The sequence below is a fragment of the Accumulibacter sp. genome (genome assembly GCF_036625275.1).
In the GTDB taxonomy this organism is placed as follows: Bacteria; Pseudomonadota; Gammaproteobacteria; order Burkholderiales; family Rhodocyclaceae; genus Accumulibacter.
On sequence record NZ_JAZKUD010000048.1, the window covers coordinates 17,879 to 32,928 of the forward strand.

Below are 15,050 nucleotides of genomic sequence, written 5' to 3' on the forward strand. Positions count from 1 at the left end.
TCACCAGGCGCGGAAAACCGCTTCGGCCGCAGCAATGGTGGCGGCGACATCGGCCTCGCTGTGTGCTGCCGAAACGAAACCGGCTTCGAAGGCCGAGGGAGCGAAATAGTGGCCGGCGTCGAGCATGGCGTGGAAGAAGCGATTGAAGGCCTGCGTGTCGCACTCCATCACTTCGGCGTAGCTTTGTGGACACTCGGAACGGAAATACAGCCCGAACATGCCACCCATCGCCTGCGCCGAAAACGGCACTCCGTGCTTGCCAGCCGCGGCAGCCAGCCCGTCGGTGAGTTGTCGGGTACGCTGCGTCAGGGAGTCGTAGAAGCCTTCGGCCTGCAGCAGTTTCAGCGTTGCCAACCCGGCAGCTACCGCCACCGGATTGCCTGACAGGGTGCCCGCCTGGTACACCGGGCCCAGCGGCGCGATCTGGCTCATGATCTCGCGCTTGCCGCCAAAAGCGCCAACTGGCATGCCGCCACCGATCACCTTGCCGAGAGTCGTCAGGTCAGGAATGACGCCGTACAGGCCTTGGGCGCCCTGGGCGCCGACGCGGAAGCCGCTCATCACCTCATCGAAAATCAGTACCGCGGCGTGGCGGCTGCACAGCTCGCGCAGGCTCTGGAGGAAAGCAGGCTGCGGCGCGATCAGGTTCATATTGCCGGCAACGGCCTCGACGATCACCGCGGCAATTCGCGGCCCGTGTTCCGCAAACGCCGCTGCAAGCCCGATACTATCGTTGTAGTCGAGAACCAGCGTGTGCCTGACAAAGTCGGCCGGTACGCCGCTGGAACTCGGGTTGCCAAAAGTAAGCATCCCCGAACCGGCCTTGACCAGCAGGCTGTCCGAATGGCCATGGTAGCAGCCTTCGAACTTGATCAGCAGATCACGCCCGGTAAAGCCGCGCGCCAGCCGGATCGCACTCATCGTCGCTTCCGTCCCGGAACTGACCAGACGCACCATTTCCAGCGAAGGCAGCAACTCGCACAGCAGTTCGGCGATCTCGACCTCATCTGCGGTCGGCGCCCCGAACGAAAGACCTCTGAGCGCCGCCTGCTGGACGGCGGCGACCACCTCGGGGTGAGCGTGCCCGAGGATCAACGGCCCCCAGGACCCGACGTAATCGATGTAGCTCAGGCCATCGACATCGCGCACGCGCGCGCCGGCACCCGCAGCAAAAAACCGCGGGGTGCCGCCGACCGAGCGAAAAGCCCGTACCGGTGAGTTGACGCCGCCAGGGATGCGCTGCTGTGCGCGCTCAAACAATTGCTCGCTGCGAGAACTCACGATGCTCTTCCTCGAAAAGTTGTTGATAGGCTGCCGCGCGCGCCGCCACGTCAGGCGCTTCAAACAAGTCACCGATCACCGCCAGCAGGTCGGCACCGGCGGCAAGCAAGGGTCTGGCCCGGTCCACCGTAATGCCACCGATGGCACAGGCCGGAACCTTGAGTTCGCTGCGGCAACGGGTGAACAGCGACCACGGCGCAGGCTCGGCCTGCGGCTTGGTCGCAGAGGGATAGACCGCTCCAAAAGCAACATAATCGGCACCCGCCGACACGGCTGCACGCGCCCGATCGAAATCGGCATAACACGAGGCACCGAGCAAGGCGCCGGCACCAAGCGCCTGCCGAGCCGCCCGCAGATCACCGTCGGCGGCCCCGAGATGCACGCCGTCGGCATTGACTGCCAGCGCCAGTGGGAGATCGTCATTGATCAGCAAGCGTGCGCCAAACTCTCTGCAGAGGCTCAGCAGCGCGCGCGCAGTGGCGGCCCGCCGGGCAGCATCGTGGCTCTTGTCCCGATACTGAACGAGCCTCGCGCGCCCCTTCAGGGCAGATCCGACCTGGGTCAGCAAGGGGTCCAGCGCGAGCCCTTCTGGCGTGACCGCATAAAGACCGCGCAGGATTTTGCCGACTGCTTCAGGCATGGAGAGTCCCGCCATGGCCTCGAATCTGGAAGAAACGATCCGGGATGAATTGACCCATCCCCGGCCGAAAGCCGGCGGCCAGCGATTGCCAGGTATATTCCTGGGCAGCCACCACCGCTTGCTCGACTGACCCGCCCTTCGCCAGATAGGCGGCAATCGCCGAGGCGAGCGTACAACCCGAACCGTGGTAGCTGCCGGGAAGGCGATCCCAGAGGTCGCTGCGGACCAGGCCAAGCCTCCGGCCATACAGGCTGTTGACCACGCGTGCCGTGTTTTCATGGGTGCCGGTCAATAGCACGTACTCGCAACCCAGGTCGAGCAGGCTCTGCGCACATTCGACCAGAGTCCGCTGTTCATCGTCCCCCTCGTCATCCATGTCACCGTCAAGCAGGCGGCGCGCTTCGAGAGAATTGGGTGTCAGAATCGTCGTCAGCGGCATCAGCAACTCGCACAGGCCAGCGATCATTTCCTCGTCGACCAATTCATCGCCACGCCCGGAGGCAAGTACGGGATCGAGGATCAGAGGGATGTTGGGGTAATCGGCCAGGATTTCAGCAATCACCGCAATATTCTCGATGCTGCCCAGCAGACCCATCTTGAAAGCGGCGACCGGCACGTCTTCGAGAAGCGTTCGCGCCTGATTCTCAACGCAATCGGCATCGACTGCCAGGATGCTGCTGACGCCGACGGTATCCTGCACAGTCAGTGCCGTCACCACAGACAGCGAATGACAGCCAATCGACGACAGGGTCATCAGGTCGGCCTGCATCCCGGCACCTCCACAGGGATCGCTGGCGGCGAAGGTGAGAACAATGGGCGGCGGCAATGGTAGGGCGCGTGAGTTCATGACAGCAAACCGGCGTCGGCAAAGCGCTTCTGTCGACAAAATCTTGGCGGAATGGAAAAGGTTTGGCTAGAATCCATGGATTTTCTACCCGATTCTAACCGAAAAACTGACCGAGACCATGAACACAACAAGCGATGAGCCCTATTACACCTGGATGTGCCTGACCTGTGGCTTCATCTATGAAGAGCGCAAAGGCCTGCCGGACGAAGGCATTGCACCAGGAACCCGCTGGGCGGATATCCCCATCAACTGGACTTGTCCGGAATGTGGAGCGCGCAAGGAAGACTTTGAAATGGTCGAAATTTGAAGACAATGCGTTATAGTAGCTACTGGCGCGAAAACAAGCTGGAACCGGAACTTCCTTAAAACAACGATCCGGGACACTCTGGAGGAGAGAATTGGCTGAAGCGGCAAACCTGCGCGGCGTCAAGGTCATGGTCATCGATGACAGCAATACGATCCGGCGCAGCGCGGAAATATTTCTTGTGCAGGCCGGCTGTCAAGTGCTGCTTGCAGAAGATGGTTTCGACGCGCTGGCCAAGGTCGCCGATCACCAGCCCGCCGTGATCTTCTGCGATATTGTGATGCCGCGCCTCGACGGCTACCAGACCTGTGCCTTGATCAAGAAGAACCAGCGCTTCCGCACCACGCCAGTAATCATGCTGTCGTCGAAAGACGGTCTTTTTGACCGCGCACGTGGCCGCATGGTCGGGTCGGACCACTATCTGACCAAGCCCTTCACCAAAGACAGTCTGCTGCAAACAGTCGCGGCTTTTGCTCCGGCCGCAAACTGAAGAAACCCATCCCGTTGAAAGGCCATCACGGAAGCTGAGAAGCCATGACCATCAAGAAAATCCTCGTCGTAGACGATTCGCCGACCGAACGCCATGTGTTGAAAGCACTATTGACCGGCAATGGTTATGAAGTCATTACCGCGGAGAGCGGTGAAGAAGGCATTGCCAAAACGAAAAGTGAATTGCCGGACCTTGTCTTGATGGACGTGGTGATGCCCGGCCTCAACGGCTACCAGGCCACCCGAACCCTGACCCGTGATCCGGCGACCCGGAACATTCCGGTCATCGTGTGCACGACCAAAGGCCAGGAGACGGACAAGATCTGGGGCTTGCGCCAGGGAGCCCAGGATTATCTGGTCAAACCGATCAACGGCCCAGAGTTGCTGGCCAAGATTGCAGCGCTCTAGAAGATCACCAGGGCATGGCCAAGAAGATCAGCCTACATGAATTTCAGGCCTACCTCGCGGCCCGCCTGACCGGCACCAGCACTCAGAGCTCGGCTGGCCTGCTGGGCATTCAGGCGGGTCCAGACCACTGGCTGCTCGACCTGACGGACTCCGGCGAAATCATCCCGCTGCCTCCCTTGACCAAGGTTCCTCTGACCAAACCCTGGTTCGCAGGGATCGCCAACATTCGCGGCAATCTGTACTCGGTCGTCGATTTTTCCGCTTTCCTCGGCAAGGAAGCGACGCCCCAGAATACCAGCTCGCGACTTCTCCTGATTGGAACCCGCCATGGCAGCAACGCAGCCTTGCTGGTCACGCGCATGATCGGCCTGCGCAATATCGAGGCCCTGACTCCTGAGGCCGTCGCTCCAGGCGTGCCGGACTGGTCCCGTGAAGCTTATTCGGACAACGAAGGACGTCGCTGGAACAAACTCAGAGTGCGCGAACTCCTGGCTGACGAGACGTTCATGGACATTGGCGCCTGAACTGCCTGCGTGCCATGAAATCTTCAACAAGTAGTGTTTACGCTGTCGAAAAAGTGTAACCGGAGAAGCAAGATGACGTTCAAACCCAAGCTACCGGCTTTCCTGTCCCGGATGACTACTGCGGCAAGCGAGACCCTCGTGGCTCGTACCGTGATCGATCCCGGCGAACCGGCGAGCAAAGGGACGATTCCGTTTTTGCTGCCGCTGTTGAACCGCTTTCCGGTGGTCAAGCAACTTCAGATCCTCGGCGGCTGCCTGGTGCTGGTCATGCTGGTGATTGCCGTCCTCGCCTATCGCGACGACCGTCAGTCGGCCTATAACACGGCCTACATCGCAACCGCCGGTGAGATGCGCATGCTTTCTCAGCGCCTGGCAAAGGCATCGAGCCTGGCGCTGCTGGGTGACACGATCGCCTTCAAGCAACTCCTCGAGTCGCGTGACAGCTTCGCCAGTTACCTTGAGCGCTTGACCACGGGTGGAGAACTGGCAGGCACGCGTGTGCCGCCTTCTCCAGGGAGTGTACAGGGCCAGTTGCAAACACTGACCCAGATCTGGGACAAGACCGACAAAAATGCTTCACGCCTGCTCGAAATGGAGAAAAACCTGGTCTCGCTGGGCAAGGATGTCGCCACGATCAACGACAAGAATCCACAGTTGCTCGAACTTTCCGAACAGATCGCCGCCCTCAAGCTGCAGGGCAGCGCGAGTGTCCGTGAGATTGCGGCTGCCAACCTGTTGGTGATGCTGACCCAGCGAATCGCGAAAAACGCCAGTGCTTTGCTGCTGGGCGATGCCATCGACCCGGAAATCGCCTTTCTGCTGGGCAAGGATACGAACACGTTTCGCGACACCATACAAGCGCTGACCAAGGGGAGTGAAACCTTGCGCATCGCCGCAACAACGGATGCGGATACCCGACATAAGCTCAACGCCCTCGATAGCAGCTTTGCCGAGTATCGTAAGGCCGTGGGTGGCATCCTCGGCAACATGCAGAAACTGATCATTGCCAAACAGGCCGGTTCGCAAATTTTCCGCGACAGCGAAGAGTTGCTTGACGGCACCTACCAGCTGGCGCAGGCCTATCATGGCAGCTTCATGCAACGTACCGCTTATGGCATGGCGCTGCTGATTCTGATCCTGCTCGCCATCTCGCTGGTGTTTCTGCTGGGCAAAACCTACCTCGCGGAGAGCCAGCGTCAAACCGAACAAGCCGAACAACGCCGCCAGGAAACCGAGTTGCTCAACCGCCAGAATCAGGATGCCATCCTGCGGCTGATGAACGAACTCGGCGACCTCGCCGATGGCGACCTGACGGTGACCGCAACGGTATCCGAGGACATCACCGGCGCCATCGCCGATTCGATCAACTATACGATCGAGGAACTGCGGGTACTCGTCGGCCGCATCAATGATGCAGCCGGGCGGGTGACGCAAGCGACCGAAATGGCCCAACAGACCTCCACCGAATTGCTCGCTGCCGCTGAGCGCCAGGCCGCCGAGATCAAGGCTGCCGGCCAGTCGGTACTGACCGTGGCCAGCTCGATGACCAATGTGTCCGGTGATGCGAAGCAATCGGCGACGGTGGCGCGCCAGTCACTGGCGGCTGCCGGCAAAGGTGCGCAGGCGGTGGAAGACTCGATCAAGGGCATGAACAAGATCCGCGAGCAGATCCAGGAAACTTCGAAACGAATCAAGCGTCTCGGTGAGTCATCCCAGGAAATCGGCGAGATCGTCGAACTCATTTCGGACATCACCGAGCAGACCAACGTACTGGCGCTCAATGCCGCCATTCAGGCCGCTTCTGCCGGGGAAGCAGGACGCGGCTTCACGGTCGTGGCCGAGGAGGTGCAACGCCTGGCCGAGCGTTCGGGCGAGGCGACCAAACAGATTGGAGCCATCGTCAGAACCATCCAGACCGACACCCAGGATACGGTCTCGGCGATGGAGGAATCCACCCGCGGGGTCGTCGAAGGGGCCCGGCTTTCCGATGCGGCTGGCCAGGCGCTGGCCGAAATTGGCGAGGTTTCAAGGACGTTGACGGCGTTGATTGAGAACATCTCGGGAGCAACCCGCCAGGCGGCCGACTCGGCAACCAAGGTGGCCCGGAAAATGCAGGAAATATTGCTGGTCACCGGACAGACCACCGCAGGAACGGAAAAAACGGCCACGGCAATCGGCGAACTGGCTGGTCTGGCGACCGAGCTCAAGGGGTCGGTCGCCGGCTTCAAGGTGTCCTGAAATCTAGATGAATGCTCCGACGGACTTCGATATCGGCCCGCTGACCTGGGTCAAGAGCGAAATCGACCTCGCCCTCGAGCGAGGCGACGCGGCGTTGCAACAGTTTACCGCGAGCGCTGTCGACGGGAACGGCGGCGACCTCACGCAAATCAGATTTTGCCGCACCCATTTGCACCAGGTGCAGGGCGCCCTGACGATCATCGGTCTGGATGGTGTAACCCAGTTTGCCGAAGCACTGGAGTCGCTGCTGGAGGCCATCGAACTGCAGGAGCGCCCCGCTGCCCCAACTGCTGTCAAACTCGTACAAGGCGCACTGGCAGCGCTTCGCCACTACCTCGATGACCTGATCAGCGGCCAACCGAACCAGCCACTCCGGCTATTGCCGTTGTACCGTGAAGTGCAGTCGGCACGCGGACTCGAACGTGTCTTCCCAACCGATCTGTTCTTCCCCGACCTCAGCGTCCCGCCGCCACTGACCGGCTCGGCGCCAAAACTTCGCCGCGGTGAATTTGAGCATCGCCTCCATCAGCAGCGCGCACACTTCCAGCATGGCCTGCTGTCGTGGTTGCGCGCACCCCAGGACGTCCAGGGCATAGACGAAATGCTCCACGCCGTCAAACGGATTGCTGCCCTCCAGAAGACCGCGTCGGCACGCTCGTTCTGGTGGGTCGCCACGGCCTTCCTGAGCGCTCTGGGCGAACATACCTTGCCGGCAGATGCGGATGCCCGGCAACTCTGCAGTCGCATCGATCTGCAGACTCGCCGGCTCCTCGAAGGTTCGAGCAATGTCGCTGAACGCCTGATGCGCGATGCGCTGTATCTGGTCGGCAAGGCCAACAGCGACAACGCTCTCGTACGCCGGGTCCAGGATGCTTACCAGTTGGCCGCATTGATGCCAGGCATTGCCAGCGCAGCTCCGGTCGCCATGGAGTCCGTCCGCCGTCGTTTGCGCGAAGCGATTGCCGCCACCGAAGAGGCCTGGAGCCGGTTCTGCGCCGGCACCATGCAGGTTCTGCCGCTGTTCAGGACCCATACCAATACGCTGTTGGCCTTGGTCGAAGAACTGGGTCACGCCGACTATCGTCGTCTGGTGCAGGCCATTGCCGAGGTGGCCGGCCTGCTGACGCAAAACCCGTCGCGCCATACCGAAGCCCTAGCCATGGAAACCGCGACGGCCATCCTGCTCGCACAGAACGCGCAGGAAAACATCCAGTACCTGGACAGCAGTTTCGCGCACCAGGTAAATGTGATGGTCGACCGGATCCAGGGCTGTATTGCCGGCACGCCACCGCGCCCGGAATCGGAGTTGCCGTCGCTCGACGAAATGTCGCGCCTGGCACAGGAAAAAATGGTCGTTGGCCAGGTCGCCCGGGAGATCACCAGCAACCTCGCACAAATCGAACAGGTCCTCGATGGCTTTTTCCGCGATGCCGGGAAACGTGCCGATCTGAACGGACTGGAGACTCCGCTACGACAGGTCATCGGTGCGCTGACCATGATGCGCCACGATGATGCTGTAGCCGTTCTGAAGCGGTGTGCGAAAGACATCGCAACCTTCTCTGAAGCGGACTATGTCCCGCAGGTGGCCGACTTTGAAAACGTCGCCGAGCAACTCTCGCTGGTCGGTTTCTTTGTCGATGCCATGCAGCACGGCACGACCGATTTCGCGACATTCGTCAACAAGATGCAGGCGGCCGCAGCCCGCAAGCAGGACGACACGGCAGCAAGCGTCGAACAGGAGCTGGAGCAGCAAAAACGCGATACGCACGCCTTGCTGGTGGCCCTCAAGGAGCAGCCCAGCGATGCCGGGCTGCGCCAGGAGGTCCGGCAAAATCTGACGGCACTGCAAAAGGATGCCGATCTGATTGCCGACAAGCAACTCGGACAGCAAACCAAACATGTGCTGTCGGCGCTGGCTGGCGGCGGCGATGCCGCGCAGCAGATTGACGCGGCCATGGCAACGCTCAAGCCGCAGACGCCGGAAGCCCCCCCGCCCTCAGCAGAAACCATCCAGCTCGCACAGGCCAGCGCCGAAGAAGTCGACGCCGAGCTGGTCGAGATCTTTCTTGACGAAGCCGACGAGGTCCTGGCCAGTATTCATGAACACTTGCGTCTGCTGCACGAGCAACCGCACGACACTGAGCTGCTGACGGCCATCCGTCGTTCCGCGCACACCCTCAAGGGCAGCGGCCGCATGGTCGGACTCAAGGATTTCGGAGAAGCGGCGTGGTCGATTGAACAGGTTCTCAACCTCTGGTTAAGGCAGGAACAGGAAGTCACGCCAACCCTCTTCGACCTGCTCGGACAGGCTTACCGGGTTTTTCTTGCGTGGGTCGAGCATCTCAAGACCAGGCGCGGCCATGCTCCTGACGTGACGGAAATGGTCGCTTTGGCCAATTCCCTTCGCGACGGCAGTGAGGTCGGCTTCCTGTCGGTGCTGCCAGGCGAGGCCGAAGCGCCGCCGAGCGAACACCCGGCGGCGACCACAGCCGCCATTCCAGAGGAAGCAGGCGCCGGCGCCTTGCCTCAGGTCACCGCCGTTGTACAGCCCCCTCGCGTACAGCTTTCGATCGACCGGGAACTGGCCGAAATCTTCAACCAAGAAGCGGGTGCTCATCTGGCCACCTTGCAGCGCGAGTTCGCAGTTCTCGAAAAAGACCAGTCCGCCCCGACAACGCACGAAATGTACCGAGCGGCGCACACCCTTGCCGGCATCGCCGGAACCGTCGGCATTGAGGCGGTCAAGGATCTGGCGCACGCACTCGAACTGGCGCTGTTGCGCCGCAATCACGCCGAACATCCCGACAGCCTCGAAGCATTTGCCTGCATCGAGCAGGCAATCGGCGCCCTTGCCTTGATGCTCTCGGATGTGGGTCGCCAACACCAGCCTGAAGCAGCGCCCACTCTGGTCGAGATACTCGACACGCTCTACCCGGATCTGGCTGTCGAAAAACCGGAGGTGCCGGTCACGACTGACAAGCCGGAACGGCTTGTCTCCGGGAAGGGTGCGAAGGATGCCGCAGCGGTGCCTGCCGATAGCCCGCCGGCTACTGCGATCGAAGCACCGCAATTGCATGACGAACTTGACGAGCAACTGCTGCCCCTGTTTCTTGAGGAAGCGCTGGATCTCAATCAGAACATTGCCACGCAGTTACACGCCTGGCGCAATAATCCCTCTGATGGCGAGGTCGTGCGCCGGCTGGCGCGCCTCTTCCATACGCTCAAAGGGAGTGCGCGCATGGCCGGCGCGATGAACCTTGGCGAACTCACGCACGCCATTGAAACGCGCATGCAGGAGGCGCAGGAGACAAGCAGTGCACCACTGCACCTGATCGACGACATCGACAATGCCTTCGACGTGATTGTGCAGATCGTCGAGCGATTGCAGCACGGCGAGTCTGCAGACGCACCGATCGAGATATCCGACACGGCAGCGTCGGAACTGGCGGCCGAGCATGCGGCCGAAAGCTCCGCCTTGGCCGTCGAACAGGGGACGACAGCCAGCCCGCAGGAAGTCGACAGCGAAGTCGCTGCACAGCGTGCCACCCTACGGGTGCGAGCTGACTTGATTGACCGGCTGGTCAACGAAGCCGGTGAATTGTCGATCGCCCGCTCGCGGATTGAAGGCGAAATGCGAGCCATCAAGGGATCGCTGCTCGACCTGACCGAGAATGTCATCCGTCTGCGTCGGCAGTTGCGCGACATCGAGATCCAGGCCGAACTGCAGATGCAGTCACGGGCTGGTCAGAGCGCTGAACTGCATGCCGATTTCGACCCCCTGGAATTCGACCGCTTCACGCGCTTCCAGGAGCTGACGCGGATGATGGCCGAATCAGTCAACGACGTCGCCACGGTGCAGCAGAATCTGCTCAAGAATCTTGACGACGCCAACGCAGCCATCGTCGCACAGGCGCGTCTGAACCGCGAAGTGCAACAGGAATTGATGTCGGTGCGCATGGTACCGTTCGTCAGCATTGCCGATCGTCTGTACCGGATTGTCCGGCAAGCCGGCAAGGAGATTGGCAAACGGGCGAACCTGGAAATCCAGGGCGCCCAACTCGAACTCGACCGGACGGTTCTCGAAAAAATGGTCGCGCCGCTTGAACACATGCTGCGCAACGCCATCGTGCATGGCCTCGAAGACGCACCCACGCGGCGGGCCAAGGGCAAGCCCGAGATTGGCGAAATCTCGTTGAAGCTGGCACAGGAAGGCAACGAGATCATTCTCTCCTTTGCTGATGACGGCGCCGGCCTCGATCTCGACCGACTGCGCACGCGCGGTCTGCAGGCTGGCCTGTTGACCGAGGACGAAGCCCGTGATCCGGCGCGCGTGGTGGATCTGATTTTTGCGCCGGGAATATCGACGGCCAGCGAGGTGTCACGCCTCTCCGGGCGTGGCATCGGAATGGACGTGCTGAAAAGCGAAGTGAACAGCCTGGGCGGCCGCATTGAGGTGCTCTCGACTCCGGGCCAGGGAACGACGTTCCGCCTTTACCTGCCGCTCACCCTGGCGGTCACCAAGGCCTTGCTGGTACGTTCCAGCAACCGGCAGTATGCGATCCCGTCGGCCATGATCGAGCAGGTGCTCGATCTCAAGGAGCAGATGCTGACCCGGATTCGTGAAGCCAAAGAGGCCGTCTGGACCGGAAATCATTATCCGTTCAGCTACCTGCCTCACCTTCTCGGCGAGACCCGCGCGCTACCGGAAAGGCATTCCCAGTACTGGGTCCTGCTGCTACGCAGCGGCAGCAAGCGAATCGCGATGCAGGTCGACGAGCTGCTGGGCAATCAGGAAGTCGTCGTCAAGAACATCGGCCCCCAACTGGCGCGGGTGATCGGCGTCGACGGTGCAACGGTTCTCGGTAATGGCCAGGTGGTGCTGATCCTGAACCCGATTGCCCTGGCCAGCCGCGATCGCACGGCGAGCGCAGTCTCGCCGGTACCAACGGTTCGTCAACCGGTCGCCACCGACAGCGTCACCGCCACCTTGCCGACGATCATGATCGTGGACGATTCGCTGACCGTGCGCAAGATCACCAGTCGTCTGCTGGCACGTGAAGGCTACCAGGTGATGACCGCCAAGGACGGCGTCGATGCGCTTGAACAACTGGTCGCGCTGGTCCCGGACGTACTGCTGGTCGACATTGAAATGCCGCGCATGGACGGCTTCGAGTTCACCCGCAACGTGCGTGCCGACAAACGCCTGGGAACGGTTCCGATCATCATGATCACCTCGCGAACTGCAGATAAACATCGCCAATACGCCATCGAGCTGGGGGTTAATCACTACCTCGGCAAGCCCTATCAGGAAGAGGAGTTGCTGCGCCTGGTAGCCGGACACGTCAGGGAGCAGCGCCAGGCTTGACCACGCTGTAGCGTTGCAGGGTCCGCAGCCGCGCCTGCGCGTGCTCGACCAGCGGCGCCGGGAAATCGCGTCCAATGCGCACGCCACAGGCTTCCTGCTCGGACAGACTCATCCGCCATGGTGCATGCAGGAACCGGTCGGGAACAGCGGCCAGCTCGGGCAGGTAGCGGCGAATGAAACTGCCGGCAGGGTCAAAGCGCTGCGATTGTGTGACCGGGTTGAAGAGGCGGAAATAGGGTTGGGCATCGCAGCCGCTGGACGCTACCCATTGCCAGCCTCCGTTGTTGGCCGACAGATCGAAATCGTTGAGCTGGCGTGCAAAGTAGGCCTCACCGCGCCGCCAGTCGATCCCCAGATCCTTGGTCAGAAATGAAGCGGTCAGCATGCGCAGGCGGTTATGCATGTAGCCCGTACCGTTGAGCTGCCGTATCGCCGCATCGACCAGCGGATATCCGGTACGTCCTGCGCACCAGGCGGCAAAGGCCGCGTCCGCCGCTGGCCCCTGTTCCCAGCGAATCGCGTCGTACGCCGGCTTGAACGCGCGTTCGCAGACCTGCGGAAAACGGTCCAGAATCATGAAATAGAAGTCGCGCCAGATGAGTTCGGAAAGCCAGGTCGCCGCTCCTTCGGCACCGTCGCCCAAGGCGCCGGCAGTGATCGCCTGAGCCACCAGATCGCGAATCGAGACGGTCCCGAAGCGTAGATGAACCGAGAGATGCGAGCCTCCTTGCAGCGCCGGAAAATCACGCTGCTGGTGGTAGCGCGCGATCCGCAAACGAAAATCGGCCAGGAGCTGCCGGCCGCCGGACATTCCCGGCACGATGCCCAGCGCTCGCAGATCGCTGCCGGTAAAGCCGATTTCCGCCAGCGTCGGCACACCGCCGGCGCCCGGCAGCGCGGCCAGCCTCCCGTCTCCGGCGGCGTAGGGCTGCCAGTCATCGTCGCCGAGACGCTTCAGCCAGGCTTTCCTGTAAGGCGTGAACACGGTGTAGGGCCGCCCGGCCTGGGTCAGCACTTCGTCGCCGTCGAGCAGCGCCTGATCCTTGAACGACTCGAAGGCAATCCCGTTCGCCTGCAAGGCCGCCCTGACCGCGGCATCGCGTTTCTTCGCCTGCGGTTCGTAATCGCGATTGGTAAACACCGCAGTCACGGCCAGCGCCTTGGCCAGGCTCGGAATCTCGCTGACCGGCCAGCCATGGCGTACGATCAGGGCGCCGCCGCGGACGCGCAGCGCCCGATCCAGTTCGACCAGTGACTCGCGAATGAACTCGACGCGGCGATCGCAGCGCTGCTCCAGCGCGTCAAGGATCTCGCGGTCGAAGACGAAAGCGCAATAGACGCGGCGTCCACGCCGCAGCGCTTCGCAGAGCGCCGCGTGACCAAAATCCCGCAGATCACGCCTGAACCAGACCAGAATCGCATTCTCCATCTTGGATTACCTCTGTGTCAGTGGCTGCTGCCGATTAAAAAACCATGCCAGCCGCCGAAGCATCAGGTGAGCGGCGGCGACGTGGGCCATGATTTCGGCGGTGTCCGGGCGAAACTCACCGTCTTTGCCCTGATCATGAAAACCATGGCCGTTTCCCTCTCCCACGGCCCACACTGCATCGCGGGCCGGCTACGGCGGCGCACAGCAGCGCGCCGCGAAACCCCGCCTTCGTTCCCGCAAGTGAGGACGGGAGATTTCTGAGTCGCTGACGTGATTTTCACATTAAGGATTCGCGATTGCATACGACTAATGGCTGACACCGGAGGATTGCCATGCGTTTGAACCACTTTCTCGCCGCCAGTACCTTGTCCAGTTCGCTGTTGAGCTTGCCTGCCATTGGCGGTACGGCCGCTTGCCTGGCTAGAAGCGGGGCCGACCGCTCGACACTGATCGAGCTTTATACCTCGGAGGGATGCAATAGCTGCCCACCGGCAGACCGCTGGCTTTCCGGCTTCGTTGGACGAACAGGCAACTCGCCTGCCATCGTGGCGCTGGCTTTCCATGTGGATTACTGGGACTACATCGGCTGGCGGGACCGCTTTGGCTCGCCGGCCTACACCGCGCGTCAGCAGGCACGCGTGCGGGCCAATCGCGGCCAGTTCGCTTATACGCCGCAGACCGTCGTCAACGGTCGCGATTCGAAATCGTGGCGGCAGGCACGGGTGCCGGGCGAATTGGCTCTGCAAGGGGCTGCCGGTGCCGCTGGCGCCGATCTGCAACTCCGAGTGCTCCGGCGGGACGATGGGGCGATCGACATGCAGATCGAAAATATGCTGCTGCCAATCGCTGCCGGCATACCTGCAGTGGCCTATCTGGCGCTGTACGAGAACGGGCTCAGCTCGCAAGTAGCCGCTGGCGAGAACTCCGGCCGGAGACTACAGCACGACTTCGTCGTTCGTGAGTGGATAGGCCCGATTCCGCTGCGCAGCAGCGGCCCCACAACCAGCAGCCATACCTTTCGCCGACCCGATGTGCGCCCGGAAAACGCTGGCGTAGCAGTGATCGTGGAAAGTGCGGACGGCAAGCACTATCTGCAGTCGCTGGCTTGCCGGATACAGACAGGGAAGTAAGCGCTATCGACAGCACGTCTTGGTCGCTCAGGCGCGCTTCAGGGCTTCCCTGCAGACTGCATATTCAGCACAAACAGGATCAGGCTCGCACTGCACGAATGCCGCATCTCAACGCAATCGATGTAGTGCTGACCATCAGGGCGTGCACGCAAGGTGTTTTTCACGCTCCTTTTTCCGGACGCAGCCGCCTTACCCACGCTCTCCCCCTTACAAGTGTAGGTTTTTTGGCGACGGGACAGTTGGTGGCGAGACAAGGCGTCCCCATATAATTCCAAGTAGCTTTCAAGATGAGACGAACTATGGCATGCTTGAATCTGTCGGCCTCGACGGAGGCATCGCATGGCCAGACCGAGGCGGGTCGATACGGAATTGGTGGCCAAAGCGCAGGATCTGGC

The 15,050-nt window shown here is 61.5% G+C and carries 11 protein-coding genes; 7 read left to right on the plus strand and 4 right to left on the minus strand.

What is annotated here, in order from left to right:
* The 3 genes from hemL to thiD are packed head-to-tail and all read right to left on the minus strand — an operon-like array spanning position 1 to position 2,768.
* Positions 1-1,281 carry a glutamate-1-semialdehyde 2,1-aminomutase gene (gene hemL / locus V5B39_RS14510; RefSeq protein ID WP_332343589.1) on the minus strand — a complete coding sequence of 427 codons (1,281 nt, stop codon included), beginning with the start codon at positions 1,279-1,281 and terminating at the stop codon, positions 1-3.
* The gene (gene thiE, locus V5B39_RS14515; protein ID WP_332343590.1) at positions 1,253-1,921 is read right to left on the minus strand and encodes a thiamine phosphate synthase; all 669 of its coding nucleotides are present in this window, start codon (positions 1,919-1,921) and stop codon (positions 1,253-1,255) included. Before thiE ends, hemL begins: the two co-directional genes overlap by 29 nt.
* Entirely contained in the window at positions 1,914-2,768 is an 855-nt protein-coding gene (thiD, locus tag V5B39_RS14520; RefSeq protein WP_332343591.1) for a bifunctional hydroxymethylpyrimidine kinase/phosphomethylpyrimidine kinase, read from the minus strand. The genes thiE and thiD overlap by 8 nt, the downstream gene beginning before the upstream one ends.
* A 118-nt stretch (positions 2,769-2,886) precedes the next feature.
* Here thiD and V5B39_RS14525 point away from each other — a divergent pair, with 118 nt between their 5' ends.
* The 6 genes from V5B39_RS14525 (at position 2,887) to V5B39_RS14550 (ending at position 12,096) form a co-directional block, all read left to right on the plus strand.
* The gene (locus V5B39_RS14525) at positions 2,887-3,075 is read left to right on the plus strand and encodes a rubredoxin (protein WP_332343592.1); all 189 of its coding nucleotides are present in this window, start codon (positions 2,887-2,889) and stop codon (positions 3,073-3,075) included.
* A gap of 127 nt (positions 3,076-3,202) precedes the next feature.
* The gene (locus V5B39_RS14530) at positions 3,203-3,562 is read left to right on the plus strand and encodes a response regulator (RefSeq protein WP_434735698.1); all 360 of its coding nucleotides are present in this window, start codon (positions 3,203-3,205) and stop codon (positions 3,560-3,562) included.
* Positions 3,563-3,606: 44 nt separating this feature from the next.
* Positions 3,607-3,969, plus strand: a complete 363-nt coding sequence (locus V5B39_RS14535; RefSeq protein ID WP_332343594.1) for a response regulator — start codon at positions 3,607-3,609, stop codon at positions 3,967-3,969.
* Positions 3,970-3,983: 14 nt separating this feature from the next.
* Entirely contained in the window at positions 3,984-4,493 is a 510-nt protein-coding gene (locus V5B39_RS14540) for a chemotaxis protein CheW (RefSeq protein WP_332343595.1), read from the plus strand.
* Between the two features lie 72 nt (positions 4,494-4,565).
* Complete coding sequence (locus V5B39_RS14545; protein WP_332343596.1) at positions 4,566-6,731, plus strand: methyl-accepting chemotaxis protein; 2,166 nt, start codon at positions 4,566-4,568, stop codon at positions 6,729-6,731.
* Positions 6,732-6,738: 7 nt separating this feature from the next.
* A complete protein-coding gene (locus V5B39_RS14550; RefSeq protein WP_332343597.1) occupies positions 6,739-12,096 on the plus strand; it encodes a hybrid sensor histidine kinase/response regulator in 5,358 nt (1,785 codons plus the stop codon).
* Here V5B39_RS14550 and V5B39_RS14555 read toward each other — a convergent pair.
* A complete protein-coding gene (locus tag V5B39_RS14555) occupies positions 12,074-13,525 on the minus strand; it encodes a cryptochrome/photolyase family protein (RefSeq protein WP_332343598.1) in 1,452 nt (483 codons plus the stop codon). The two genes, V5B39_RS14550 and V5B39_RS14555, sit on opposite strands and share 23 nt — an antisense overlap.
* 332 nt (positions 13,526-13,857) lie before the next feature.
* On the opposite strand from V5B39_RS14555, the gene V5B39_RS14560 reads away from it, so the two are divergent.
* Positions 13,858-14,655, plus strand: coding sequence for a DUF1223 domain-containing protein (locus V5B39_RS14560; RefSeq protein ID WP_332343599.1), 798 nt, complete (start codon positions 13,858-13,860; stop codon positions 14,653-14,655).
* Positions 14,656-15,050 lie beyond the last annotated feature (395 nt).

What these genes read in the sequence shown, in the direction of transcription:
- thiE (WP_332343590.1), bottom strand. Translation starts at nt 1,921, where the DNA reads ATGCCTGAAGCAGTCGGCAAAATCCTGCGCGGTCTTTATGCGGTCACG.
- thiD (WP_332343591.1), bottom strand. Translation starts at nt 2,768, where the DNA reads ATGAACTCACGCGCCCTACCATTGCCGCCGCCCATTGTTCTCACCTTC.
- V5B39_RS14525 (WP_332343592.1), top strand. Translation starts at nt 2,887, where the DNA reads ATGAACACAACAAGCGATGAGCCCTATTACACCTGGATGTGCCTGACC.
- V5B39_RS14530 (WP_434735698.1), top strand. Translation starts at nt 3,203, where the DNA reads ATGGTCATCGATGACAGCAATACGATCCGGCGCAGCGCGGAAATATTT.
- V5B39_RS14535 (WP_332343594.1), top strand. Translation starts at nt 3,607, where the DNA reads ATGACCATCAAGAAAATCCTCGTCGTAGACGATTCGCCGACCGAACGC.
- V5B39_RS14540 (WP_332343595.1), top strand. Translation starts at nt 3,984, where the DNA reads ATGGCCAAGAAGATCAGCCTACATGAATTTCAGGCCTACCTCGCGGCC.
- V5B39_RS14545 (WP_332343596.1), top strand. Translation starts at nt 4,566, where the DNA reads ATGACGTTCAAACCCAAGCTACCGGCTTTCCTGTCCCGGATGACTACT.
- V5B39_RS14550 (WP_332343597.1), top strand. Translation starts at nt 6,739, where the DNA reads ATGAATGCTCCGACGGACTTCGATATCGGCCCGCTGACCTGGGTCAAG.
- V5B39_RS14555 (WP_332343598.1), bottom strand. Translation starts at nt 13,525, where the DNA reads ATGGAGAATGCGATTCTGGTCTGGTTCAGGCGTGATCTGCGGGATTTT.
- V5B39_RS14560 (WP_332343599.1), top strand. Translation starts at nt 13,858, where the DNA reads ATGCGTTTGAACCACTTTCTCGCCGCCAGTACCTTGTCCAGTTCGCTG.